At 69.2% G+C, this 24,437-nt stretch carries 16 protein-coding genes and 3 pseudogenes; 9 read left to right on the top strand and 10 right to left on the bottom strand.

Annotated features, from left to right (window positions below; all coding sequences use genetic code 11):
- Window positions 1–48: 48 nt before the first annotated feature.
- Window positions 49–1,059 carry a sugar kinase gene (locus B1H29_RS35940; RefSeq protein WP_234393103.1) on the top strand — a complete coding sequence of 337 codons (1,011 nt, stop codon included), beginning with the start codon at window positions 49–51 and terminating at the stop codon, window positions 1,057–1,059.
- A 104-nt stretch (window positions 1,060–1,163) separates the two neighbouring features.
- Here B1H29_RS35940 and B1H29_RS35935 read toward each other — a convergent pair whose 3' ends face one another.
- The 3 genes from B1H29_RS35935 to B1H29_RS35925 form a co-directional block, all read right to left on the bottom strand.
- Entirely contained in the window at window positions 1,164–1,604 is a 441-nt protein-coding gene (locus B1H29_RS35935) for a VOC family protein (protein WP_234393104.1), read from the bottom strand.
- Window positions 1,605–1,783: 179 nt separating this feature from the next.
- Window positions 1,784–4,834, bottom strand: coding sequence for an alpha-mannosidase (locus tag B1H29_RS35930; RefSeq protein ID WP_055420015.1), 3,051 nt, complete (start codon window positions 4,832–4,834; stop codon window positions 1,784–1,786).
- A gap of 313 nt (window positions 4,835–5,147) precedes the next feature.
- Window positions 5,148–7,064, bottom strand: coding sequence for a phosphatase PAP2 family protein (locus B1H29_RS35925; protein WP_055420016.1), 1,917 nt, complete (start codon window positions 7,062–7,064; stop codon window positions 5,148–5,150).
- A gap of 908 nt (window positions 7,065–7,972) precedes the next feature.
- On the opposite strand from B1H29_RS35925, the gene B1H29_RS35920 reads away from it, so the two are divergent.
- The 5 genes from B1H29_RS35920 to B1H29_RS35900 all read left to right on the top strand — a co-directional run bounded on the left by B1H29_RS35920 (window position 7,973) and on the right by B1H29_RS35900 (window position 14,544).
- Entirely contained in the window at window positions 7,973–9,094 is a 1,122-nt protein-coding gene (locus tag B1H29_RS35920) for an ROK family protein (protein ID WP_055420017.1), read from the top strand.
- Between the two features lie 265 nt (window positions 9,095–9,359).
- Window positions 9,360–10,691, top strand: a complete 1,332-nt coding sequence (locus B1H29_RS35915; protein WP_055420018.1) for an ABC transporter substrate-binding protein — start codon at window positions 9,360–9,362, stop codon at window positions 10,689–10,691.
- Window positions 10,692–10,821: 130 nt separating this feature from the next.
- Window positions 10,822–11,799, top strand: a complete 978-nt coding sequence (locus B1H29_RS35910) for a carbohydrate ABC transporter permease (protein ID WP_055420019.1) — start codon at window positions 10,822–10,824, stop codon at window positions 11,797–11,799.
- Between the two features lie 18 nt (window positions 11,800–11,817).
- Complete coding sequence (locus B1H29_RS35905) at window positions 11,818–12,699, top strand: carbohydrate ABC transporter permease (RefSeq protein WP_055420020.1); 882 nt, start codon at window positions 11,818–11,820, stop codon at window positions 12,697–12,699.
- 3 nt (window positions 12,700–12,702) lie between these two features.
- Window positions 12,703–14,544, top strand: a complete 1,842-nt coding sequence (locus B1H29_RS35900; protein WP_055420021.1) for a hypothetical protein — start codon at window positions 12,703–12,705, stop codon at window positions 14,542–14,544.
- Between the two features lie 432 nt (window positions 14,545–14,976).
- Here B1H29_RS35900 and B1H29_RS40285 read toward each other — a convergent pair.
- Window positions 14,977–16,055 (bottom strand): IS630 family transposase gene (locus B1H29_RS40285; RefSeq protein ID WP_432280061.1). Its coding sequence is split into 2 segments (ribosomal slippage): window positions 14,977–15,554 and window positions 15,554–16,055, totalling 1,080 coding nucleotides; the frame shifts between segments, so codons are not numbered across the junction.
- 52 nt (window positions 16,056–16,107) lie between these two features.
- Entirely contained in the window at window positions 16,108–17,313 is a 1,206-nt protein-coding gene (locus B1H29_RS35885) for a cytochrome P450 (protein ID WP_079160656.1), read from the bottom strand.
- A gap of 1,181 nt (window positions 17,314–18,494) precedes the next feature.
- Between B1H29_RS35885 and B1H29_RS35880 the strand changes: the two are divergent.
- Window positions 18,495–19,699 (top strand): annotated as a pseudogene (locus B1H29_RS35880) (IS110 family transposase).
- 55 nt (window positions 19,700–19,754) lie between these two features.
- Here the strand turns inward: B1H29_RS35880 and B1H29_RS35875 are convergent.
- Window positions 19,755–20,381, bottom strand: coding sequence for a nucleotidyltransferase family protein (locus tag B1H29_RS35875; protein WP_055420022.1), 627 nt, complete (start codon window positions 20,379–20,381; stop codon window positions 19,755–19,757).
- 57 nt (window positions 20,382–20,438) lie between these two features.
- Here B1H29_RS35875 and B1H29_RS38715 point away from each other — a divergent pair.
- Window positions 20,439–20,627: pseudogene (locus tag B1H29_RS38715) on the top strand (IS5/IS1182 family transposase); the annotation flags it as partial.
- 62 nt (window positions 20,628–20,689) lie between these two features.
- On the opposite strand, the gene B1H29_RS35870 reads toward B1H29_RS38715, so the two are convergent.
- The 3 genes from B1H29_RS35870 to B1H29_RS35860 all read right to left on the bottom strand — a co-directional run bounded on the left by B1H29_RS35870 (window position 20,690) and on the right by B1H29_RS35860 (window position 22,133).
- Window positions 20,690–20,881 (bottom strand): hypothetical protein, encoded by a 192-nt coding sequence (locus B1H29_RS35870; RefSeq protein ID WP_079160655.1) that lies wholly within the window; start codon window positions 20,879–20,881, stop codon window positions 20,690–20,692.
- Window positions 20,882–21,015: 134 nt separating this feature from the next.
- Window positions 21,016–21,408 (bottom strand): hypothetical protein, encoded by a 393-nt coding sequence (locus B1H29_RS35865; RefSeq protein WP_199832399.1) that lies wholly within the window; start codon window positions 21,406–21,408, stop codon window positions 21,016–21,018.
- A gap of 245 nt (window positions 21,409–21,653) precedes the next feature.
- Window positions 21,654–22,133 (bottom strand): hypothetical protein, encoded by a 480-nt coding sequence (locus B1H29_RS35860; protein ID WP_055420023.1) that lies wholly within the window; start codon window positions 22,131–22,133, stop codon window positions 21,654–21,656.
- A gap of 328 nt (window positions 22,134–22,461) precedes the next feature.
- Between B1H29_RS35860 and B1H29_RS39725 the strand changes: the two are divergent.
- Window positions 22,462–22,856, top strand: a pseudogene (locus B1H29_RS39725) (transposase); the annotation flags it as partial.
- Here B1H29_RS39725 and B1H29_RS35850 read toward each other — a convergent pair.
- Complete coding sequence (locus B1H29_RS35850; RefSeq protein ID WP_055420024.1) at window positions 22,853–24,406, bottom strand: hypothetical protein; 1,554 nt, start codon at window positions 24,404–24,406, stop codon at window positions 22,853–22,855. The pseudogene B1H29_RS39725 and the gene B1H29_RS35850 overlap by 4 nt on opposite strands.
- Between the last annotated feature and the right edge of the window lie 31 nt (window positions 24,407–24,437).

The raw sequence follows: 24,437 nt of genomic DNA, 5'->3' as shown, positions 1-24,437 counted from the left end.
CACTACGTGACCTAGTCCGCCGCCCGCACCGTCCGCCAGGAGAACTCAGTGCCCTTGCCGTCCCCTCCCCACGCCGCCGACAGCCAGGTGCCGGTGGCCGACATCGTGTGCGTCGGCGAGACGATGGCCGTCCTCAGCCCGCCGGACGCCCGCCCGCTCGCCGAGCAGCCCGTGCTCAGCTTGGCCATCGGCGGCGCCGAATCCAACGTCGCCTGCGGGCTGGCGGGGCTCGGGCACCGCGCCGCCTGGCTGAGCCGCCTGGGCGACGATCCGTTCGCCCGCCGCATCCTGGCCGAACTCACCGCGCGCGGCGTGGACGTGAGCGCCGTCGAAGCCGATCCGGACCGGCCGACCGGCGTCTACTTCAAGGACCCCGGTCCGGGCCGCACTCGCACGCACTACTACCGCGGCGGCTCGGCCGCGACCCGGATGGGACCGGAGCTGGCCCGGCAGCCCGTACTCCGCCGGGCACGCATCGTGCATCTGTCGGGCGTTGCCGCGGCCATCTCCGACAGTTGCGCCGGCCTCGTGGAGGCGCTGCTCTTCGGACGGGAAGGCCGCGACCTGCGCGGCCCGGTCGTCTCCTTCGACGTGAACCACCGCCCCGCACTCTGGCGCGACGGCGCGGCAGCCGCGCGGAGGCTGCTGGCGTTCGCCCGGGCCGCGGACATGGTGTTCGTGGGACGGGACGAGGCCGAGGAGCTGTGGGGCACCGCCCGTCCGGACGACATCGCAGCCCTGTTCGATCCCGTACCCCTCGTGGTCGTGAAGGACGCCGAGCACGGAGCGGCCTCGTACGCCCACGGGTCGCGGACGTTCGTACCCTCACTGCCCACCAAGGTGGTCGAACCGGTCGGCGCGGGTGACGCGTTCGCGGCCGGTTACCTGGCCGGCGTCCTGGAGAACCGCGACGAACGCTCACGGCTGCGCCTCGGCCATCTGGCGGCCGCCGCCGCGTTGCGGACCAGGGACGACGTTCCGGTCATGCCGCCACGCGCGGAGACCGACCCGTACCTCGCCCTGGACGACGACGCCTGGGCCACCACGGCACCGCGCTGAGGGAGGTGGACCCGGCGTGGCGTGCTCGCGCCGCAGGTCCAATGTGGTCACCACGCTCGGAACGCAGCCGTCGTACGAGTGGACGCTGACCGAAGAGACAGAACCTAGCCGATCCGTTCGGCCAGAGCGACGATGATTCCCGAGGGACCGCGGAGGTTGCAGAGTCGGTAGATGTTCTCGTACTGCGCCACCTCGCCGAGAAGTTCGGCGCCATGGCGGCGCAGGCGGGTGATCGTGTCGTCGATGTCGTCGACGGCGAACATGACCCGGTGCAGGCCCAGGGTGTTGGGTGGCGGGTTGAGCGGTCCGGCAGTGATCGCCGCGGGGGTGTGGAACATCGTCAGCTCCAGCTTGCCGTGGCCGTCCGGGGTGCGCATCATCGCGATGGCGCTGCGGACCCCGTCGAGGCCGACCGTCTGGTCTGCCCAGGTTCCCTCGATCTGCGCTTCGCCTTCCAGCTCCATGCCCAGCTCGGTGAAGAAGGCGACGGCAGCCTCCAGGTCGTCGACGACGACGCCTACGTTGTCCATCCGCTCAATCGTCACGGGGTACTCCTTCTTCGTCGCGCGGTCCGTTCCGATAACTGGTACCCCTGGGACGGAGCCGGTGCCGCGTTCTCGACGCCCGGAAGTGTCAATGTTCTGGCGTGAGGGACAGCCGGCCATCCGCCCGCATACCCACCTCGACTCCGCGGCCCGACAGGGCGGCTTCGCCCCTGGCCCCTTCACTCTTCCCGCACGGCCAACCGCAGCGTCTGGATCTCGAAGGGGCGGAGGGCGACGGGGACGCTGTTGCCGTCCGTGTCCGTCGTCGTCAGCGGGCGCTCCAGGAGGTCGGTGATCCGCGCGCCGGCGAGGGGGAAGCCCGTGCGCAGGACGCCCTCGGCGCGTCCGCCGCGGGACTCGTAAAGGCGTACGACGACATCGCCCGAGGAGTCGTCGGCCAGTTTGACTGCTTCGATGGTCACCCCGTTTCCTGCCACGGACACCACCGGTTCGGGGGCGCCCGCCGCGTTGGCCAGCCGTAGCGGCAGGTTGAGCGCGTAGCCCTCCGCGACCGCTTCCTCGATCGTGGCACCGGGCAGCAGCGCGTACGTGAAGCGGTGCCTGCCCTGGTCGGCCTCCGGGTCCGGGATGCGCGGAGCACGGACGAGGCTGAGGCGGACCGTGGTGGTCGTACCGCCGTCCTCGCGGACCGTGCGGGAGACGTCGTGGCCGTAGGTGGAGTCGTTGATGAGCGCGACGCCGTAGCCCGGTTCGCCGATGTGGACCCAGCGGTGGCCGGAGACCTCGAAGCGGGCCGACTCCCAGCTTGTGTTGGTGTGCGTCGGGCGCTGGATGTGGCCGAAGGCGATCTCGGCTGACGAGTGGGCCGCCCGGATGTCGACCGGGAAGCCCGCCTTGAGGAACTTCTCCGCCTCGTGCCAGTCGATGTCCGTCTCGAAGTCGATCCGGGGGCTGCCGGCGCGGAGTGTGATCGTCTGGACGATACTCGACCCCCTCCCGAAGGAGCGCTCCACGCGGATCGCCCCGAGCAGCGAGTGCTCCTCGACCGCTGTCACGGAGTCCGTGTCCAGCAGGTCCGTGTAGCGGTTCCTGTAGTGCTTGTCGACGTCCCAGGCGTCCCAGTGGTTCGGGAGATCGGTGTGCAGACGGAGCAGGTTGCCCTTGTCGGCCAGGACCTCGCGGCCGCCGGAGCGCAGATCACGTACGGAGGCCAGGGTGCCGTCCTCGGCGACCTCCACTCGGACCAGGCCGTTGTCCAGGACGCGGCCGGCGACCGTCACCGGCAGGGGTCCCTCACCGGCGCCGAGCGGTGCGCTGCCGTTCGCCGGGACGACGGTGTGGGCCAGGGAGCCGTCGGCGGTCCGAACGACCTCCCGGCGCTCGACCGGACTGGTGTTGAAGACGCGTGGGGCACCTGCTCCGAGCGCGGTGACCGCCTCGGCCGTCAGGTCCTCGACCTCCCTCGCCACGCGCGCGTACTCGGCCTCGGCCTCCCGGTGCACCCAGGCGATCGACGATCCCGGCAGGATGTCGTGGAACTGGTGGAGCAGGACCGTCTTCCAGAGCCGGTCGAGGCGCCCGTACGGGTAGGCGTAGCCCGGCACGTGGAGCGCGGCCGTCGTCGCCCACAACTCGGCCTCGCGGAGTCTGTGTTCGCTCCTGCGGTTGCCCTGCTTGGTGCGGGCCTGCGACGTGTAGGTGGCGCGGTGCAGCTCCAGATAGAGCTCGCCGACCCAGACCGGGGCGTCGGGGTACTCCTCGCGGGCCTTGGCGAAGAAGTCGTCGGGATGCTCGACAACCACTTTGGGCGAGCCTTCCAGGTCGGCGAGCCTGCGAGCCCGTTCCATGATCTCGCGGGTGGGGCCGCCGCCGCCGTCGCCCCAGCCGAAGGGGGCCAGTGAGCGCGTGGCGGCTCCCTTCTCCCGGTAGTTGCGCGTGGCGCGGGCCATCTCCACCCCGCTGAAGCGGGCGTTGTAGGTGTCGACCGGCGGGAAGTGGGTGAAGATCCGCGTGCCGTCGATGCCCTCCCACCAGAAGGTGTGGTGCGGGAACTTGTTGGTCTGGTTCCAGGAGATCTTCTGGGTCAGGAACCACTCGTTGCCCGCGAGCTTGGCGAGCTGCGGGTAGGCCGCGGTGTAACCGAAGGAGTCCGGCAGCCAGACGCCCTTGGTCTCGATCCCGAAGTGCTCGATGAAGAACCGCTTGCCGTGGATGAGCTGGCGGGCGACGGCCTCGCCGCCGGGCAGGTTGCCGTCGGCCTCGACCCACATGCCGCCGACCGGCGCCCACTGGCCCTTCTCGACAGACTCCTGGATGCGGGCCCACACCTTCGGGTGGTTGTCGCGCACCCACTCGTACTGCTGGGCCTGTGAGCAGGCGAAGATGAAGTCGTCGTATTCGCCGGCGAGCGAGGTGACGTTCGAGAAGGTGCGGACCGTCTTGCGCTTGGTCTCGCGGATCGGCCAGAGCCAGGCGGAGTCGATGTGGGCGTGGCCGACACCGGAGATGACGTGGGCGCTGGCGTTCGCGGGCTTCGACAGGGACGGCCGCAGCGCGTCCCGTACGTCCGCCGCCGTGCCGCAGACGTCGTCCAGGTCCAGCAGGTCCAGGGCTCGGTCGAGAGTGTGTGTGATCTCGTGGCGGCGCGGGTCGTGCTCGCCCAGCTCCAGCATCAGCTCGCGCAGCACCTGGATGTCCAGGTCGAGGTGCCAGACTTCCTCATCGAGGACGGCGATGTCGGCGCGCCGGAAGGTGTAGAGCGGTTTGTCGCCGGCGGTGAGGATGTCACCGAGCGGTGTGGTCCTCGCGAAGTCGTCGGCGAGGATGTCCGGATTGGAAGCGGCCTCCACCAGGTAGTCGATCCGCTCACCGCCGGTCGCGGGGTCGGCGATCGCCACGTACTGGTTGAACGGGTTGACGGCCTTCAGCGGGGTGCCGTCCGTGAGATGGACGAGCGCCTCGGCCTGGTTGCCCGGCCAGCCGCCGACGAAACCGAGGTCGATGACGGCCTCGACGCGCTTGGCGGCCCATTTCGCCGGCACCTTCCCGCGCATCCGGAACCAGGTCGTGCCCCAGGGCGGCCCCCACGGGGTGTCCATGGCGAAGGGCTCGTACGGGGCCGCCCCGGCCTCTTCGAAGGAGACGGGCTCCCCCGGTGCCTGCCAGGCCTCGACTTCGAGAGGCACGGTGGCCGCGTAGATCGCTGCCTTGATGCGCTGGTCGTGAAGGCGCTGGACGCGCTCCTCGATGCGTCGGCGGTCGTCGTGCATGAAAGTCTCCAGAGAGGAAGGGAAAGCGCTTACTGCACAATGGATCCGACCAGGATGGACTCCGGCACATCCTGCGACCTCGCTCCGTTCACTGAGTCGACGAGCGGGTGCGGGGCAGCGGTTCACGGCCTGTCCCCCAGGAGCTCGGCTCGGCGACGGCTCGCGCCGCTTACGCCGGACCTGTCGCACGGTGGTTCCTGGAAGGCGACCAGTCGGGACGGTGCCGCTTGCGACCCCGCGGTATGAGCGCGCCCAGCCCTCACCGCCCCGTGGTTTCACGACCGTGCTTTCCACGGGGCGGTCGGCGAAACGGTCAGCCGAGCCGTACGGACAGCCCGCGCCCGGTGAAGACCGGCTCGGCGGGAACCCCGTCCACCGTGATGCTGCGGAACCGTCCTCGCAGCGTCCGGGTCTCAAGCACCGGCAAGACGGCACCCCGCCGCGGACGGCATGAGGTGTCGAGTCGGACGACGAGTCTGCTGTCCCGGCCGAGCAGCACACGACGGCTCACCTTCAGCGCGGGGACCCGGTCCCCGTCGAGCGTCACGTCGAGAGTCGTACCGGCCGCCTGGATGTACGAGCCCCGCACCCACAGCGGCGAAGTCGCGTGCAGGGCACCGCCCTTCACCCGTACGTCGCCGCAGCCGAGCGCGTTCGTCGAACCGGTCGCGAGGACGCCCTCCTCCAGCGTGCTGCCACCGGTGTAATCGTTGTCGCCGGTGAGGGTCAGCGTGCCGCTGCCGTGCTTGACGAGCGCGCCCCGGCCGCCGATGTCGTTGCGCCAGGTGTCGGTGGCGCCGAAGCCCCCTGCGGCCGCCTCCAGCGTGACGTGCACGTCCGTGTCGAAGGCCCCGTAACCGTCGGCCGCGGCGAAGAGGTTCAGCCGCCCCCACTTCTCGAAACCGTCCAGGAGGACGTAACCGGCGGGCAACGCGGTCGTCCTGAGCACCTCGCGCCGCTGGGCCGCCGAGAGATACGGCAGTCGTGTCTCCAGCAGGACTTCGGCGCCCTTCGGCACGGTCATGCGGTCGTCTACGTGGCGTCTGGGCAGTACGTACGTCAACCGGGGGCCGAGCGCACTCCAGTTGGCGGAGCGGTCCGCGTACGGATCGGTGTCCGGACCGGCCGAGTGGGCGTAGCCGTACAGGGTGTCGGGGTTCGTGCCCGTCTGCTCCTGGAAGTACGCGGCGGCCTGCGCACGGGCGGCCGCCTTGAGGCCGGCGTTCTTCGGGTCGGCGAGCGCCGCCGCCGCGAGGGCGGTGGCGAGGGTCCGGCCGCCGACCACGTCCACGGTGGAGTGCATGCCGGCCACGATGCGGGTGTGGGCGAGCTCGGAGGCACGGGCCACCAGTTCCTGGAACCGCTCGGGGACCGCATAGCCCATGGCCAGGGCCGCGAGGTAGAAGGCGTTCGTGTGCCCGCTGGTGAAGCCGCCGTCGTCGGCGGGGTCGGTGCCGCGCTGCCGCAGCAACTGCGGGACGACCACGACGTCGGACTCGTAGACGGGGAAGCCCTGTTCGTCCGTCCTCCCCGTCTCGACGACCTCGTTGTCCTCGTTCATGCGCCACGGACGGGGGTACTGGTAGGCGAGCTTGGAGGGGTTGCTCGACGCGAACGGACCGCGCACCGTGTCGACCAGTTCCGCCACCTTGCCGAGGTCCGAGTCGTGGGAACCGGCGCCCAGCGCGGAGCCCTCGGGCGCGTCGGCCGGGAGCGTGTCGTGTATTTTGCCCGCCGGGATGCCGTCCGGCGCCGAGGTGATGCCGGTGACGGCCTTCGCTCCGCGCTTGTAGAGGTCGGCGAGCGGTCCGAGGCCGGTGATCACCGCGTAACTCTGGTGCTGGCGGTCCTGGACAAAGGCCGTGCGGGCCTCGGCCTCCGTGCGGCGCCGGGTGACACGCGCGCAGTAGCGCATGTTGGCGCGCAGCACGTCGGGCATGAGTGAAACGCCGGTGTTCCAGGCCGTGCCCGTCTTCCAGATGCGGGCGAAGCCGTCGAGGATGTGCACGGCCGCGTTGGTCTCGGACGTGAGGTTGCCGATGGCGTTGGTGGTGTACGCGTCCACGAAGGCGGCGGACGTGCTGGTGACCACCGAGGCCGCGGCCGCCGGCCAGGACACCGCCACGGGGCCCGCGACCAGCCCGGACGAGACGCCCACGGAGGTCCGCAGGAACACACGGCGGTCGACGGCGGCTCTGTCATGACGGTAACGGGGGTGCGCACCGGGCATGAGGGTGCCTCTCCTTCTGAAGTCGCGACGGGAGGGAAGACGGCGAGAACGGTGAAACGCGAGAGCGGTGAAACGCCAACGGCACGCGAGCTGAACCCGGACTTCTCACGGCGAGTCGAACGCCCGGGTTCTCCGGACAGCGGTCGACGGGGTGTTCTGAGCAGCAGGTGCGGCCCGTGTCACCGCCGGCAGAGACGGGCAGGCGCCACCACTTCCGCACCCGGCGGCACCCGAACCGCTCTCGGCGACGAAACCGGCACCCCTGTCCAGGCCGGCGGCGGTTGCGAGGAGTTCGGCGTCGCCCACCGCGAGGCGGGGGGTGCCGAGAAGAGCACGGGGTACGCGGAGGACCCCCTCGCACCGGCGAGGTGCCTCACAGGCGGGCCCGCCTGTGGCCACCGTGGCCGTACGCACGCAGCGGGGCAACACGTCGTCGGTCAACGCGGTCGACCCCGTGGAAGCGGACAGGGCATCGCGCGTCCGCTGCCCCCTGCTCCTGCGCGCGTGATCGGTGACCGCACTCCGCGTGGGGCCGGGGGTTTTCCCGGCCTTCGCGAGAAGGGGGGTCTTCGTGCCGTCCACGTCGGCGCTCGTAAGTGGCACGAAGACGCACCACGTCGGTGCCGACGACGATGGGCATGGAGTTCTGCACGGAGCCTCTCTCGTCGTTGCGCGGTCCTGCGCATGCGAAGCGAACGGCGGGCGAACCGTGTCCCTGAACGGGCGATCGTTTCTTGGGGCGAGCACTAGGGAAGCCCCGGGACGGGCTTCTGGCGAGCGCGGCAGGCGGGTGCCGCGCGAGTTCGTTAGGAAGCTAACTAACGAAGTAGGGTGCGTCAAGGGATACGGAATTCCGGTGCCGTACAACCTTTTTCGACCGACCGCCGCGGCATGACCTGGGAGAGCCCATGAAGCTGAGTGAGAGCGCCCGCGCGGTGTTCGCCGTCCTGGCGGAGGCGGGCACCGCCACCCGGCCCCAACTGGCGGCCGGCGCGGGGCTGTCCAAGCCGACCGTCTCCTCGGCCGTCGCCGAATTGGAGAGCGCCGAACTCGCCGCCCATTCCGGCACCGTCTCCGGCGGCACCGGCCGCTCCGCCGCCGTCTACGGACTCGGGCCCGCCGCCGGCGCCGTCCTGGCCGTCGACCTCGGCCCCAGCCACACCCGGGTGCGGGGCTGCGCTCTGGACGGCACCCTGCTCGCCCACGGCACCGGGCTCCGGGAGGAGTCCGCCGACACCGTGCGCAAGGCCCTGGACGCGCTGCCGGCCGGAGCCCCGCTGCGCGCCGTCGTCGTGGCCGTGGGCGACGTCGCGGCACGGGACCGACAGGGCGTCGCGACGCGCCCCGCGACCGCCAAGGCCGGCCCCGCCTACGACGCCATGGCCGTCGCGCTGCCGCCCGGTGCCCCCGTCCACCTCGAGAACAACGTCAACTGCGCCGCGCTCGCCGAGCTGCACGAAGGCGCCGCGCGCGGCAGGGACACCTTCGGCTACCTGCGCATCGGTGTGGGTATCGGCCTCGGCATCGTCGTCGGCGGCCACGTACTGAGCGGGGCGAACGGCGCGGCCGGAGAGGTGGCCCGACTGCCCTACCCCTGGGACGACGGCACTGAACCGCGCCATGAGGCCCTGGAAGCACACATGGGCTCGCGCTCCCTCCTGGGCAGAGCCGCGGAGGCCTGGCAGGGCACCGACGGCCCGTGCCCCCGGACCGTCGAACGGCTCTTCGCCCTTGCCGACGAGGGACATGGCACGGCCCGTGCCGTGGTCGACCGCCACGCGGCCGACATCGGTCGGCTCGCCGCCGCGGTGACCGCCGTGCTGGATCCGGGACTGCTCGTCCTGGGCGGCGGCACGGGCGCGTATCCGCAGCTCCTGCCCGGTGTACGGGCCGAGCTCGCCCGGCTGAGCTGGCCCACCGACGTGGTCAGCAGCATGGTCGGCGACAACGGCACCGTGGCGGGCGCGAGCCGGCTCGCCGTGGCCCATGGCCGTCAAACCGTGACCGGTGGTATGCGGGCGAAGCATTGACGGCTTACGTGTGGGTCTGCCAATGTCCGGACAAGCGCTTTCCATAGCCGGTGGGACCCGGCTCTGAGTGAGGCGTCCCGCCGTACACGCAGTACGGCAGCCGTGCGAGGGCGCGCTCGTACGGCCACGGCCCGCGGGGGCCGGGGATTCCCACCCGTCAGTGCGCCGCGGCCGGGCGAGGCCGCGCGCAGGAGCGCCCGCCCCTTGGAAAGACCCGAGCCGCTCGACCGGCCAGGGGATCCGTCACGCACTCCAGGAGGACCCTGTGGGTCACCAGATCTCGCGCAGAACCCTCTTCCGCACCGCGAGCGGACTCGCCGTCACCGGAGCGCTCGGCAGCGCGCTCAGCGCCTGCAGCGGTGGCACCGGCGCCGGCAGCACCAGCAGCGACCTGACCATGACCTGGTGGGGCAGCGACGACCGGCACAACGCCTACAAAAAGGCGCTCGCCCACTTCCAGCAGGAGAACCCGGAGATCAAGATCCGGGAGACCTACTCCGGATACGAAGGCTACTTCGACAAGTTCAACACCAACATCGCCGGCGGCAGCGCCCCGGACCTGCTGCAGATGGACACCGCCCTGGTCGCCCAGTACGCGCGCAAGGGTGTCCTGGCCCCCATCGACCAGTACGTCGGCAAGGCTCTGGACCTCACGGGCTTCTCCAAGACCCTGCTCGCGGCCGGCACCGTCGACGGCAAGCTGTACGGCGTCCCGTCCGGCATCGGTGTCAACCAGCTCACCGTCAACCGGACCGGCTTGGAGAAGCTCGGTCTGAAGCTGCCGGACCGCGAGTGGACCTGGGCCGACCTGAGGAAGATCTCCCAGGACGTCCACAAGAAGAGCGGCGGCAAGGTCCACGGTGTCGACGACGTCGGCGGCGGCGCCCTCCAGGCCTTCGAGGTCTTCGCCCGCGAGCACGGCCAGACCTTCTTCTCCGACGACGGCAAGAAGGTCGGCTTCACCGCCGACACCCTCCAGGAATGGTGGGAGTACTGGGCCGAGATGCGCAGGCTCAACGCCTGCCCGCCGCCCGCGATCACCTCCGCCGCGCACAACGACCTCACCAAGAACGCGGTCGTCATCGGCAAGGCCCTGTTCACCTTCGACATCGGCGTCTACGGTGCGGGCGGCTCCATCACCGAGGCACAGCTCGACTTCCTGCCCACCCCGCAAGGCGACTGGTCCAATGCCCGTGAGGGCAACTACGTCAACGGCGGGGTGCTGCTGAGCGCCACGAAGGCCAGCAAGAAGGTCGCCGACTCGGTGAAGGTCATGACGTTCTTCGCGCAGGACGAGACGGCGATCAAGGGCATGCAGTTGCTGCGCGGCATCCCGCCGACGGAGAAGGCCCGCGACCTGATCGCGTCGAGCCTGACCGAGACGGACAAGCTGAACATGGAGTGCGCGGACTACATCTCCCAACGCGTCTCGAAGGCGGCCAACGCCCTGCCCGCTCCGGCGCCGCCGCCGCAGGGTGCGGACCAGATCTGGGACCTGCTGTTCCAGTCGAACCTCGCCGTCGCCTTCGGCAAGAAGACGATCAAGGCGCAGCTCGGCGAGTTCTTCGACCAGGCAGCCGGGATTCTGGGCGGCTGAGCGCTCCGCTCGGCCGACGTGCCGTTCGGGAACCGCGGGCCGGTCGCGCCCGCCCGGGGGGCGCGGCACGTCCGCCGAGCAGCGCCGCACCAGTCAAAGACCGGGGAGAGGGCCAGGGAGAGCCATGAGTATGACCACCGCGAAGACAGACGCGGCAGTGAAGGAGCAGTCCGCTCCCGTGACCCCGTCCGACCAGCGGGAGCGCGACCGCATGCGCCGCCGCCTCGCGAGAAGGCGGGGCGGGGGCTGGTGGCCGTACCTCTTCCTGGCCCCCTGGTTCATCGGCCTGTTCGGCCTGACGATCTACCCGATGATGGACTCGCTGTATCTGTCCTTCACCGACTTCGACCTGCTGACACCCGCGCAGTGGGTCGGAGTGGACAACTACGACAAGATGTTCACCGACGACCCGGTCTTCTGGGACTCGGTGCACGCCACCCTGCTGTACGTCGTCGTCTCGGTGCCGCTGAAGCTGGCGCTCGCCCTCGGCGTGGCGATGCTGCTCAACCGCGACCTGAAGGGCATCGGCCTCTACCGCGCCGCCTTCTACCTGCCCTCCCTGCTCGGCGGGGCGGTGGCCATCGCCATCGTGTGGCGGCAGGTCTTCGGCGGTGACGGCCTGTTCAACGACTTCCTCGCCTGGTTCGGCATCAAGGGCCAGGACTGGATCTCCAGCCCCGACACCGCGCTCTACACGCTGATCCTGCTGGCCGTCTGGCAGTTCGGCACCCCGATGGTCATCTTCCTCGCCGGTCTGAAGCAACTGCCGAAGGACGTGTACGAGGCGGCCGCGATCGACGGTGCCAGTCCCGTCACCCGGTTCTTCAAGATCACCCTGCCGTTGCTGACCCCGATCGTCTTCTTCAACGTGGTCCTGCAGATCATCGACGCGTTCAAGACGTTCACCCCAGCCTTCGTCATCAGCAACGGCTCCGGCGGACCGCTCAACTCGACCATGCTGTACTCCCTCTACCTGTACAAGAAGGGCTTCACCGACCTCCAGATGGGATACGCCTCGGCGCTCGCCTGGGTGCTCTTCCTGGTCATCGCAGGCTTCACGGCGGTCAACTTCATCGCCAGCCGCTACTGGGTCCACTACGACGACTGAGCGAGGAGTCCGTCCACCATGTCCGCCACCACCACGGCCCCGAAGTCGCCGCTGCACAGGCTGCGCTCCGCCACCGGTTCCCGCCGCATCTTCATCCACACCGTGCTCATCGGCGTGGCGATCGTCATGCTCTATCCGCTGCTGTGGATGCTGAGCAGCTCCCTCAAGCCCGACACCGAGATCTTCACCCAGCCCGGGCTCGTCCCGAGCTCGCTGCGTCCGGAGAACTACTCCGAGGGCTGGAGCGGCTCCGGCAACTCCTTCTCCCTCTACATCACCAACTCGCTGATCGTCACGATCGGCGCGGTGATCGGAAACGTGATCTCCTGCTCGCTGGCGGCCTACGCCTTCGCGCGCTTCGAGTTCCGCGGCAAGAGGATCTGGTTCGGTCTGATGCTGGGCACGCTGATGCTGCCCACGCAGGCCGTGCTGATCCCGCAGTACACGATCTTCTACAACCTGACCTGGATCAACACGTTCCTGCCGCTGATCGTCCCGAAGTTCCTGGCGGTGGACGCCTTCTTCATCTTCCTGATGGTCCAGTTCATCCGCTCCATCCCGCGTGAGCTGGACCAGGCGGCCATGATGGACGGTGCCAACCCCTTTCAGATCTACTGGAAGATCATTCTGCCGCTGATGAAGCCGGCCCTGATCACCACCACGATCTTCACCTTCATCTGGACGTACGACGACTTCCTCCACCAGCTCGTCTACCTGCAGCAGAACGACAAGTTCACCGTTCCCCTCGGCTTGACGCTGTTCCTGGACCAGACCAGCGGCTCCTCCTACGGCGCGATGTTCGCCATGTCGACGCTCGCTCTCCTGCCCACACTCATCTGCTTCCTCATCTTCCAGAAGAGACTGGTGGAAGGCTTGTCGACCTCGGGCATGAAGGGCTGAAACGTGCATCTCCCCCACCAGCGTGGCCAGGTGCACCACCTCTCGGACGACCCGGCTGCCTACGACGCCGTACTGGCCGGCGTCACCGAGGCGGCGTTGGCCCGGCTCGCCCCCGAGGGCAACCTCGAGAACCGGGCGGCGAGCGAGGACATCGGCGACACCTCACTCGGCATCACCTCACTGCTCGCCCTCGCGTGGCACCGCACAAAGGACCCGCGCCTTCCCGAAGCCGTGCGCCGCAGCCTCGCCTTCCACCTGGACTCGCGGGTCTTCACCGAGGACAACCCCGGCTACCCGAACCTGACACTTCGCGACTCCGGTCTGCCGTACGCCCGTTACGTCCTGGAGGCCGGCGCGCATCCCGTGGGTGACTGGCCCAGCACGGTGTGGGCGCTGCTCCAGGCGGTGAACGTCCTGGACGCGGCCGACGGGCTCGTCGACGAGGAGCAGTACCGCGAACTCCTGGGCGTGGCGGGCGGTTACTGGCGCTGGCTCACCCAGGCCACGGTCTTCAACCCGCAGGACGCGGCGAACCAGGCCATCGGATGCGTGGTCGGCGGACTGATGCTCGCCCGTCATCTTCCGCCCACAGAGGGCGAATCGGTCCGGCGACGGTCCATGCGGCTGTACCTCGACGAGGTCCGGGCCCGGCGTGTGCGGGACCGGGGCGCGCTCCTGCCTCCGGAGCACGGGGGCGCGTACGACAACAACTACGGGCCGATCTCCCTGTCGTTCCTCGCCCAGGCCCACCGGGTCAGCGGCGACGAAGTCTTCGCGCGGGACGGTGACGCGCTCGCCCGCTACATCGACGCGCGGGTCTGCGGGAGCGGCTTCGACATCGGCGGTCCGCGCTACAGCGAGCAGCACTCCGCCTTCGAATCCGTCCTCGGGCTTCGGTACTTCGGCCACCGTGTCGGTGCCGACATCGGCCGCTACGCCGGGGACTCGCGCTGGGCCCGGCACGCGGTCGGGGCCGACGGAGAGGTGGACGGGCACTTCGCGTTCCTGCTCGTCTGGCAGATCCAGGACTCCACACGCTGGCACCGCACCCCGAGCGAAGCACCCACCCGTCACCAACTGCGGTCGGGCACGGTCACGGTGTCCTTCGACGACCGGATGACGCCGTCCGTGATCGAGGCGGGCGGCACGGCGCTCGTCGCGGCCGCGGTCAACCGGCAGCACGGATTCGGACCCGTGACGGACACAACCCTGCTGTGTCGTCCGATGGGCTCGGTGCGGGTGGCGGATCACCGCGTCGGGAGGCTCGCGGCCAAACTGGTGAGCAAGCCGGTCGTCGGCCGGGACCATGTACTGCGCCACGTCCGGTCGCTGTACGTCACGGACGGCACGCGGCTGTGGACGATCGTGGTCGTCGAACGGCTGGGCGGGGACGGCTATCTGCTCGCCGGAATGCCGTACGTCGCGGCGGACGGCGACCGGTTCCGCCGGGTGGGTGACCTCCCGCTCGTCGCGGCGGCCGGGGCCCTGCGTCTCACGCACCCTGAGGAGGGCAGCCCGGACTCGTTCGACGCCCGCGCCGCACTCACCCAGCAGCAGGCCGCGTTCGAGCTGGCCGCCGATCCTCGTGGGTATGGCGACCCCGACGCGGGCTGGCGGCACCTGCGGACCTCGACCGCTCTGGAAGCGGGACCCGCGCCGGACGCGCCGGACGGGCTCGACGTCTTCGCGGTGCGCTACGGGGTGGCGGCCACCGAGCCCCTGACCATGGTCTGTGAGCGGACGGAGGAAGGGCTGGTGCTGCGCACGGAGTCCTTCACCGCAGTGCTCGGCGGACCGGACCCGCACGGCGAACCACAGCTCGCGCTGGTTCCCGTGACGCCCTGAGCTCGCCGGCCTCGCCTGAGCCTCCGGCCACGCACCGGCCGCGTCGCAGGCCTGTGGCATCAATCAGCCGGTGGGCCATGAGGCACAGTTCGTTGTCGGGCGCGGATTCCTCCGGCAGGCGGCGGGTTTCCCTCCCGAGCGGCGCCTACCTCGGGGAGCTCGCCGGGAAGTCGGATGGCTGCGTCGAGAACGGCGGCGGGGCTGAGCAGCTCGCTGCCGAGGCCGTGCGCTCCGCGGTGGAGCAAGCCGGCTACGAACTCACAGCATCCCAGGCCCGATCCGCAGCGGCAGGAGCCGGAGTCCACACCACCGCCCTTCGCAACTTGCGATGGCCGCGGGCGTTCGGGGGACTCACGCCGGTCGGATGCAGGGCTGCAGGAGAACAACAATCGCTTATGGACCGGCCTCTCGCTTCATACTGACTTCGGCTCGTCAGGGTGAGGCAGGTTCGTCGAGAGTCAGGCCGGTGCCGGCTATGAAGCCGTCGAGGGTGCCGGGCCGGTACTGAAGGCGCTTGAGTCGGTTACGGACGAGTGCTTCGAGCCGGTCGAGCGCGACGACGGCGAGGTTGGCCAGGCTGCGTTTGATGTGTGCCCATACCCATTCGACGGGGTTGAGGTCGGGTGAGTAGGCGGGCAGCAGGAACACTGTCAGCCATGCGCGCTCGGCGATCAACTTGCGCATGGCGTGAGAGACGTGGGTGTTGAGGCGGTCCCAGACCAGCACGATAGGTGCCTTGAGGAGCTGGTGGACGCCGTCGACGAGCGCGATGAAGTCACGCTCGCCCATGCTGCGGCGTTTGCCTCTGCCCGCCCGGTGGGCGCGCAGGCGGTGGCACAGCCGGGTACGGGAGCCGGGCCGCATGGCGATCAGTCCGGCCACCGACAGCCGCCCCGAGCGTCGCCCGCTGACGGTCACGACCGGGGTGTGCCCGCGCCGGCCCCAGGTTCGTCCCCGGGGCGGCTTCCGCGTGAACCCTGCTTCGTCCTCGAAGCAGATGTAGCCCCCGCAGGCCGCCCGGGCTCTTTTACCTCCGCCCAGGTCACCTCCTTCCACACGGTGACGGCCCTCTCGTCGCGCTCGGCGACCCGCCGTGCGGGGACCTGCGGGCTGAAGCCGAGCCGGTGCATCAGCCTCGTGGCACCGGAGACGCTGTAGGAGACGTGGAACTTCCGGCCGATCAGCGTGGCCACCCTCGCCGCGGTCCACACCTGGTCCTCCACCCAGCCGTGGGCGGCCGGGCCCTCATCGAGGTACGCAGCCAGTTTCTCCAGACAGCGCGGGGACAGCCGGCAACGGGATCCGCTCGGGCCGCGGGAGGCCAGAGCCTCATGACCACCGTCCCGCCACAGCTGGTGCCACTGGTAGGCCGATTTCAGGCTCACCCGCAGTCGCCGTGCCACCTCCGGCGGCTTGATCTCCTGCTCGAACAGCTCGGCCGCCTGCATCCGCACCGACTCCCGGCGCCGACGTCCCGCAGCGGTCAGCCCGCCCCCATCCGCATATCTCACACACCACGGAATACAGCCACCGCTCCAGACCCATCAGGGACTTCGCAAAGATTCACCCTGGCGAGCCGAAGTCAGTAACGCCGTTCGAGGGCGGGAACGAGGTCTCCCCGTCCTTGGTGAGGCGGGTCCAGCCTGCTGGCGGTGCGAGGAGCGTGCGGACATGTGGCTTGCGTCTTCGGAACCGCACGCTCCCCCGGTAGTTTCGGAGGATGAGGTAGCCAAGGTGCTCCAGAGCTTTGACGGCGAAGCCGTTCGCCGGGCACATCCCCTCGCCTTTCCCGAAGGGGAGATACGACCGCCTCTGGTCGTCGGTCGGTTTCTCCCAGCGCGAGGGACACACTTCGAATGGCTTGTCCCATACGGCCCCTGACCGATGGATCGCGTGCGTGCCGATCAGAACGTGCTCACCCTCGTGCACCGAGACGCCGGCTATGTCATGCGCGGTGGCGGCCACCCTGACCAGGCGCCATGCGGTTGGATAGAGGCGCAGCGTCTCCCTGACCAGGAAACGGACCTCCTCTGGTCGTACTGTTGGGCGGTTGTACCCGTGCTGAATGCCGAGCAGCACCACCCATTCAAGGGTTACGCCGGTGAAACCGACCGTGGAAAGGACGAGCCGCTGCAACAGTTGCGCGCGATCCGCCGAAGACAGTTCCCCCGGCAGACCCAGCACCAGATCGACCAGGTCCACCGCGTCGGCCAGGTCCGCCGCGTCGGCCGAGCGTTGCGGCAGGCGTCTCAACTGCTCCGCGAACCCGGCCCGGATGAGGGGTACCGAACGGTGTGGTCTTCTCACCAGGTGACCGACGATGTCGTCCGCGACCACGCTCGATGTCACGTAGTCATCGACAAGCATGTTGATCTCGGTATGGTGCTGGTCCGCTATGACGGGGGCGAAGTACCGCCGGATCAGTCCGACTCCCCACCGCTGATGCCGCAGACGGCTGCGGCTGTCACTCAGCTCACGGACGGCGGCGTCAACGTCGAACGACGCATCGAGATCGCAACGGGCCAGGACTTTGATCAGCTCGCGTGACGCTTCGGTCCGAAGCGCCTGGGAGAGGGGCGTCGGCCCGATCCGGAGGAACCCGGACTGTGGCAGGTAGTTGTCAGCCGAGTCGACCAGGACCTCCCGGGCCGCGTTTGCGTCGGCGATGAAGAGGGTCCCGAAGCGGAGCCTGAATGGACCATCGGCGTGCGCCGCCAGTTGTTCCCACCGCCGCAGGTGGGTCCACAGACTCCGTCTATTCAAGAGCACGAGGTGTTATGCCCGTCTGACAGGGGATGAGACGCGGCGATCCATCTGCGCACCCCTTCCCGAAGGTGAGGGTGTCAGTCGCTCCGTCCGTACTTGCCGCCGTACCCGTACCGACGGGCACGCATCTCACCGCTGAGCACTCGAAGAGTGCTGGCTATCCACGACATCGCGGCCCTCCTCGTTGATCGGTGCCATCAGTTGTCCGGAGCCGGCCCCGACCGGTACAGGGTCTGGTGGTGTCATTGCTGGAGGGCAAGGGTCGGACGCGAAGATCCCCGCTACGCGACCCATGTCACCGCCAGTGCGTCAGTCCCGCTGCCCATACCCGACGAAGTACCCGTGCCGGCGCGCACGCATTTCACCGCTGAGCATCCGAAGGCCGCTGGTGATCCACGACATCGTGGTCCTCCTTGTTGATCGGTTCTTCGCTGTACGGACCGGGTTGAGGCATAACGGTCCGCCACCGAACCACTCGGTGCATGAGCATCCCGTTGACAACTCAGCAGGCCGCAGGTGCACCTAACGGGTTATAACGCTACCGGCATGGCAGATACGAGTGAACGGGCGAAACCAGCCAAGGACGGTGATGCCACTGCAGCTCCTGCCGCCAGGCGCGGCGCGCGGCTTCGCACATGAGCCGCAACCGCCTCCCGCCGTAGCTGCGGAACAATCACCGAGGCAATGGCGCGCACGTTGGCTGGTCTGTCGTGACCCTGGCCGGCACGCAGGTGCTGCCGGTCGGCGCGGACGCCTGCGAGGCCATCGGGGTGCCGTGTCTGTGACGCGCGGTGAGACCCCAGTCGTCATCGAAGGCGGCGGCGTGGAGTCGCGCATGAGGAACGTCGTCCTGAAGGGCGGTCTGAGAATGCGGACGCGGCACGGCGATGAGATCTACCAGGAGGGGAAGCTTTCCACTGGCCCCCGTTATGTTTTTCGCAGTCCTGCAAGAGGGCCGCCGGCCTCCGGGCCCGGCATGACTGTTGCTCCCTGTCGAACGGATGACCTGGGGGTGGTGTCACCGGGCTCGAGGGGTGCCGTCGGAGACGCTGATCAGAGGTCCGACCACCGCCCGGCCGGGCGCAATGCCCGGCCGCTCGCGGGCGGCAGGTCTGCATAACGTGGATGCGCGCGAACGGCCCCAACCGCCGAGGCCGGCACGCATCGACACAGGTGGGGGCACGGTGATCAGCATCGACGGGGTGGGCGTCTTCCTGGGCCTGGACGTCGGCAAGCACGCGCATCACGGCCACGGCCTGACCCCGGCCGGGAAGACGGTCTTCGACAAGCCGCTGCCCAACAGCGAACCGAAGCTGCGGGCCGTCTTCGACAAGCTCCAGGCCAAGTTCGGCACGGTTCTGCTGGTCGTGGACCAGCCCGCCTCCATCGGCGCCCTGCCGCTGACCGTCGCCCGCCACGCCGGCTGCCAGGTCGCCTGCCTGCCCGGACTCGCGATGCGGCGGATCGCCGACCTCTACCCCGGCGAGGCCAAGACCGACGCGAAGGGACGCCGCGGTCATCGCGGACGCCGCCCGCACCATGCCCCACACCCTGCGCACCCTCGAACTCGCCGACGAGGTCACCGCCGAGCTGACCATGCTCGTCGGCTTCGACCAGGACCTCGCCGGCGAGGCCAACCGCACCTCCAACCGCATCCGCGGCCTGCTCACCCAGTTCCACCCCCGGCCTGGAACGCGTCCTCGGCCCACGCCTGGACCACCAGGCCGTCACCTGGCTTCTCGAGCGTTACGGATCCCCCGCCGCTCTGCGCAAGGCCGGCCGCCGCAGGCTGGTCGAAGTCGTCCGCCCGAGAGCCCCGCGCATGGCCGAACGGCTGGTCGACGACATCTTCACCGCGCTCGACGAGCAGACCGTCACCGACCCGGGCACCGGCACCCTCGACGTGATCGTCCCTTCGCTGGCGAAGTCGCTGGCCGCCGTCCATGAACAACGCCGGCCCTTCAGGCCCGGATCGAGACCCTGCTGGAGGCCCACCCTCTTTCCCAGGTCCTGACTTCGATGCCCGGCATCGGCGTCAGGACCGCCGCAGTCCTCCTGACCACCGTCGGCGGCGGCAGTTCGTTCCCGAGCGCAGACCACCTGGCCTCCTACGCCGGCCTCGCCCCGGCGACCCGCCAGTCGGGAACCTCGATCCACGGCGAACACGCCCCCAGAGGCGGCAACCGGCAACTGAAAAGGGGCGATGTTCCTCTCCGCGTTCGCGGCCCTGCACGATCCCGCCTCCCGGACCTACTACGACCGCTGCCGAGCCCGCGGCAAATCCCACACCCAAGCCCTCCTCCGCCTCGCCCGCCACCGCATCAGCGTCCTCTTCGCCATGCTCCGCGACGGAACCTTCTACGAACCGAGAAACCCTCGACTCGCTTGACGAAGGACATAGAGGCCCCCCGGGCAGCATCATCTGCCTGCGTCGGCTCCGCACCTCAGGATGGAGAAGGTGCCTGGACGGCAGACTCCGACGGCCAGCCGAGAACTGTGAGCTCGGGCCACTGCTGTTGCCAGCGGGCCGTCTTGGCCTCGTACACCTCGCGCGGAGCAAGCACCGGGTTGGGGCGTACGACGAGGTTGAACACGTCGGAGAGCCCGTGCGGCGCGTAGACACGCCACCGCCCGCCCCACTCCAGGCGCACGCCCAGGCAGCAGGTGGTCGACGCGAAGCTGTCGATGGCCGCCTCCGTAGAGACGTGAGGAGCGCACGCGACGCCGAACTTCTGCTCGTACCAGAGATGGACGCGAGCCTCGTTGCGGACCTCGACCTCTGCCGGAAGCCCTGTGAACGCTTCGCCGACGGCCTTGATCACCGCGTCCTCCGCTTCCCACGACAGATCGCGGTCGTCGAAGTAGAAGACGTCATAGTCTTTGATCCCGCTGGTGGGACGCCTGTCCGTGACCACGTTCCAGACGGTCTGGAACAGACATCCCGCCGTCACGTACCAGTTGGGCAGCCCCAGCCCCGCCGTGCGGTTCAGCACCTCCACCAGCACCTCATTGCGAGCCAGCGCGGACTTCAGGGCGGCAAGCTGCTCATCAAGCGGGAGGCGACCGATCATTGCCCATGCCTACCACGTGACGGGCCTACAACGTCCACGGCCCCCTTCTGCGAGGCCCTGCCGGGCGGCAACCGCAACGACGTCACTCAGGTGCCGCCCTTGCTCGACGCGATCCCGCCGGTGCGCGGCCGGGCCGACCGTCCCGGCCGCGCACCGGATGCGTTGTTCGCCGTACGCGGCTGCGACCACGACATCCACCGAGACCGGGTCCACCATCGAGGCATCGTGCCGGCGATCGCTCGACGTGATACCCGGCAAACCCGCCTGCTGCCTGATCGCACATCGCCAACATGGCGCGCTGTGCCGGGTCATCGACGGCTGACGAGCTGTCTCCGCTCACCACGCCGGCTCTCACCTTGAGCGGTCACGAGGAAGTCGCGCATCAGGTCATCACGCTCTTGTGGGAAGGAGCGTGTCATCTGGTGGAAGCGCAGGCTGATCGTTCGATAGCGGTCGCCTCCGACGCGGACACCCCGCTTGGACTCGTCTTCCTCCATCACGGGTGCAGGCTACGGGCAGGAGAGTCCCTGTGACCACGCTTTTCCCGTGATCTACGGCTTCGACAACCTTGATCATCAAAGGTCGCGTGTCACTGCTTCCAGTCGGGCCCATTCGGTTTCGGTCGCTGCTCGATCTACCGGGGTGCATCGCTCGTCACGTCGCCTGAGAACGTGTCCGCCTTGGCTGCGTACGCTGCGGTGAACCGCTCGGCGGCCTCCCACAGCTCGCCTTCGCGCCGCGGGTCGTAGGACTCCCGCGACGAGCGATCCGCACGGCCGCGGTCGACGTAGGAGCCGGTCGGCGCCTGGATCGCGCCGAGGACGACATCGGCCAGGTAGCGGCCCGCGGCACCGCGGCTGGTGGCGAACGGGGTGAGGGCCATCATCGGCATGATGCGGCGCATCGCGAACCGGGAGACGGGTCCTGCGTTGCGGGCGAGGCCGGTGCCGGGGACGAACCCCGGGTTGTAGGCGACGGCGTCTATCCCGGCCGGCAGCCGGCGGTACTCGTGAACCAGGTAGATCACGGCCAGCTTGCTCGTCGAGTACGCGGTACGCCCGCCGGCTGCGGTGTCCCGCTTGGGGAAGGCGCCGACCTGGCGAGCGCCTCACGAAGGACCTTCGCCACCTGCTCGCCGCCCAGGAAGCCGCCCGCCCCGCGATCAGCAACCGCGTCACCGCCATCGATCCACTCAGACGTCTCCAGTGAGCTTCGGCTGACCGTCACCGATGACCGGGCCCGCCGACCTGTCGGTGGGCGGGGCCCGAAACGTCAGGCCACCGATCGCAGCCGGTCCAGTTCGCTGCTGATCGCATCCCGCAGCACGTCATGCCGCGGACCAAGCCTGGACTGCTCGTCACTCCACCGCTCACGCGGGTAGAGCCACACCGGAGCACCCACCACATCGGCCGGCTCCCAGTCGAACCGCGGCCAGACGTGCGCGTGCAAGAACGGGTCCGTATTCCCCAAGATCTCCAGGTTGACCCGTCGGAAAGCCGGATCCAGCCGCCGACAGGCACGCTCGACCGCTTCACCGAGCTGGTCCATGTCGGACAGGAACGACAGCCGCTTCGGCCTCGACAGATCCGACAACCGCTGCACATCCGGTTCGTCGATGAGCAGAACTGAGTAGCCCGGCAGGAACTGAACATCCCCGATCACCGCGAACCCGGCCGTCAGGCGTCGCAGCACGGTCGGGTTCTCGCCCCTCAGCGCAGTCCCGATCCGATCCATCCGCCAGTCAAAAGTCATGGCCAAAACCTACAATCCGGCGATCAAGGGCTGCTCTTCGATCCCCACCCTCCTCACACAGTTCCAAGGCCAGACAAGTGCGGGGAGGGGCGGCCACTGCAGTTGCTTACCGGCTGGTGACGGGGCGCCAGGGGGGCGCTCCCATCCCCGGTGTCTCAGTTCGGCATTTCCTGTAAGAACTACTAACAAAATGATCTTCGAGGTGGTTGGACTGCTCCGGACCTGGTGATCTGGGGGTGCGGAGTGGCGCGGCCGAAGCCATGGGAGGCCGACGACGAGCTGTGGGCGGTGATCGAGCCGCTGCTGCCCAAGGTTGAGCGTCGAACCCGGCACCCCGCTCGCTGCCCCCCTGACCGACGGCAACCGCGACAACGTCACCCATCTGATCCCACTCCTCCAGGCTGTGCCGCCCGTGCGCGGCAAGCGCGGTCGGCCCCGGCGCCGCCCGGACTGGTACTGGGCGACCGCGGCTACGACCACGACAAGTACCGCCGCCTGGTCTGGGCTCTCGGTGTGAAGCCGCTGATCGCCCCTCGCGGCACTGAGCACGGCTCCGGCCTGGGCGCCCAACGCTGGATCGTGGAGCGTGCGTTCGCCCACCTTCGCTGGTTCCGCCGCCTGCGGATCCGCTGGGAAATCCGCGACGACGTCCACGAAGCCTTCCGCACGCTCGGATGCGCACTGGTCTGCTGGCGACGCCTGAACTCAGATGTCACTCGTTAGTTCTTCTGCAGGGTGCGGGTGACACCCGCGATGACGGCGGTTGTCAGCACCCAGCCGAAGGCGATCAGCAGGTAGGCCAGCCACTGGAGGCTGTCGTTCGCCCAGTACCACGCCGTGCGCTGACCCAGACCTCCGATGGGGATCAAAAGGTCGAGGGTGTAGACGAGGGGCTGGAACGGGGCGCCTTCGCCTTGTTTGACCGGGTTGGGGGAGTGAGTGCCGAAGGACAGCGTGCCCAGCGAGGTCAGCACGAGGAGCCAGACGCCGGCCAGCCAGGGGCGGTAGCCATAGCCGACGGTCGCATCGAGCAGGTGCCCCCACACACGCGCGGCCGGGGGCAGAGTTCGACGCCGATGGCGCTGTTTGGCCAGGAGCACGCGGCGGGCATCGTCGTCGTGGCCGGCCTTCCGGTACCAGCTCGCCAACTGCTCATAGGGCTGGGGGCTGTAGCCCGGGCTGCGTCGTATCCATGCCACGCGGCGGGCCACGGAGTCCCGCCGCCCCACTGCCTCCCGTCGCTCGCCTGCCTCGTCCAACTTGATGGAGCCGTAGACGAAGCCGTCCAGCTCCACCACGTCCGGCCAGCTGTGGTCGCTGTCGTGGAGGTAGGACACCTGCGCGCCCCGCAGGTCCACGATGCCGGACGGTGGCCGGGCGAGCCTGAAGTCGAAGTCGACGGCCTGTACCAATACTGCTTCCACTGACGGACCGTAGCCGTCGGGCGGCCCGTTCAGGACGGCTCCTTCAAAGGTCAGGTCCGAGATCCGGGCGCCCCGCAGCCGTACGGTCCCGTGAGCGGTGAACCCGTCGGAGAAGTCGAGCGTCGAGGCCACGGCGTTGTCCAGGGCGAGCGCCACCCCGCGCTGGCCGGGGTGTTCCAGTAGTGCGCCCCGCATGTGCAATCCGCCTGGCAGCTGTGCCCCCATGAGACGGACTTCGCCGTGCGCGACGAATCCGTCCTTGCAGTAGAAGCCGCCCTCCGCTACCAGTCCGCCGGCGGACACCGCCCATTCCTCGGGTGCGGTGATCTCGGCGCCGTTGAGGTTCACGGCGCCGCTCACGTGGGCGTTGATGAGCGACAAGGCGGTGATCCTGCGGTGGAAAGACGAGGCAGAGCTAGCTTCCAGGCGGGAGTGCCGCAGGTCGAGGCGTCCCTCGATACGGATCGAGCCGGCTTCCACGCCCGGCACTCGGCTGCCAACGATCGCAATGGACTGGGTCGATGCTCCGGAGAGGTCCACGCCCTCCTCGAACCAGCAGTCCTCGATCCAGAGGGCGTGAGCGATCTGTGCGCCGGCCAGGTCGAGGTGCCCGGATATCCGCGCCCCGGCGAGCCTCAGGCACGCGACGGCGCTCGGCTGCTCGGTGTTCGCGCCCTGGAGGAGAGCCACGATCACGGCGGCCCGGACCGTCCGCTCGGGGCCCCATTGCCCACCCTCGGAGACACGGCCGTCCTCGGGCACACCCGTGCGCAGGTCCACGTGGCGTCCCTCGGGGAACGCGTCCCACAGCTCACGTTCCGGTGAAGTCAACTCGTCGTATGAGAACACCCATGCAGAGTAGTGATCTTCCTTTGCGCTC

Source organism: Streptomyces pactum, from assembly GCF_002005225.1.
Classification (GTDB): domain Bacteria; phylum Actinomycetota; class Actinomycetes; order Streptomycetales; family Streptomycetaceae; genus Streptomyces; species Streptomyces pactum_A.
This window is presented reverse-complemented; position numbering and strand designations above follow the sequence as displayed.

Coding starts and splice junctions, on each gene's coding strand:
- B1H29_RS35930 (WP_055420015.1), bottom strand. CDS start 4,834: ATGCACGACGACCGCCGACGCATCGAGGAGCGCGTCCAGCGCCTTCAC.
- B1H29_RS35925 (WP_055420016.1), bottom strand. CDS start 7,064: ATGCCCGGTGCGCACCCCCGTTACCGTCATGACAGAGCCGCCGTCGAC.
- B1H29_RS35920 (WP_055420017.1), top strand. CDS start 7,973: ATGAAGCTGAGTGAGAGCGCCCGCGCGGTGTTCGCCGTCCTGGCGGAG.
- B1H29_RS35910 (WP_055420019.1), top strand. CDS start 10,822: ATGACCACCGCGAAGACAGACGCGGCAGTGAAGGAGCAGTCCGCTCCC.
- B1H29_RS35905 (WP_055420020.1), top strand. CDS start 11,818: ATGTCCGCCACCACCACGGCCCCGAAGTCGCCGCTGCACAGGCTGCGC.
- B1H29_RS35875 (WP_055420022.1), bottom strand. CDS start 20,381: ATGATCGGTCGCCTCCCGCTTGATGAGCAGCTTGCCGCCCTGAAGTCC.
- B1H29_RS35860 (WP_055420023.1), bottom strand. CDS start 22,133: ATGACTTTTGACTGGCGGATGGATCGGATCGGGACTGCGCTGAGGGGC.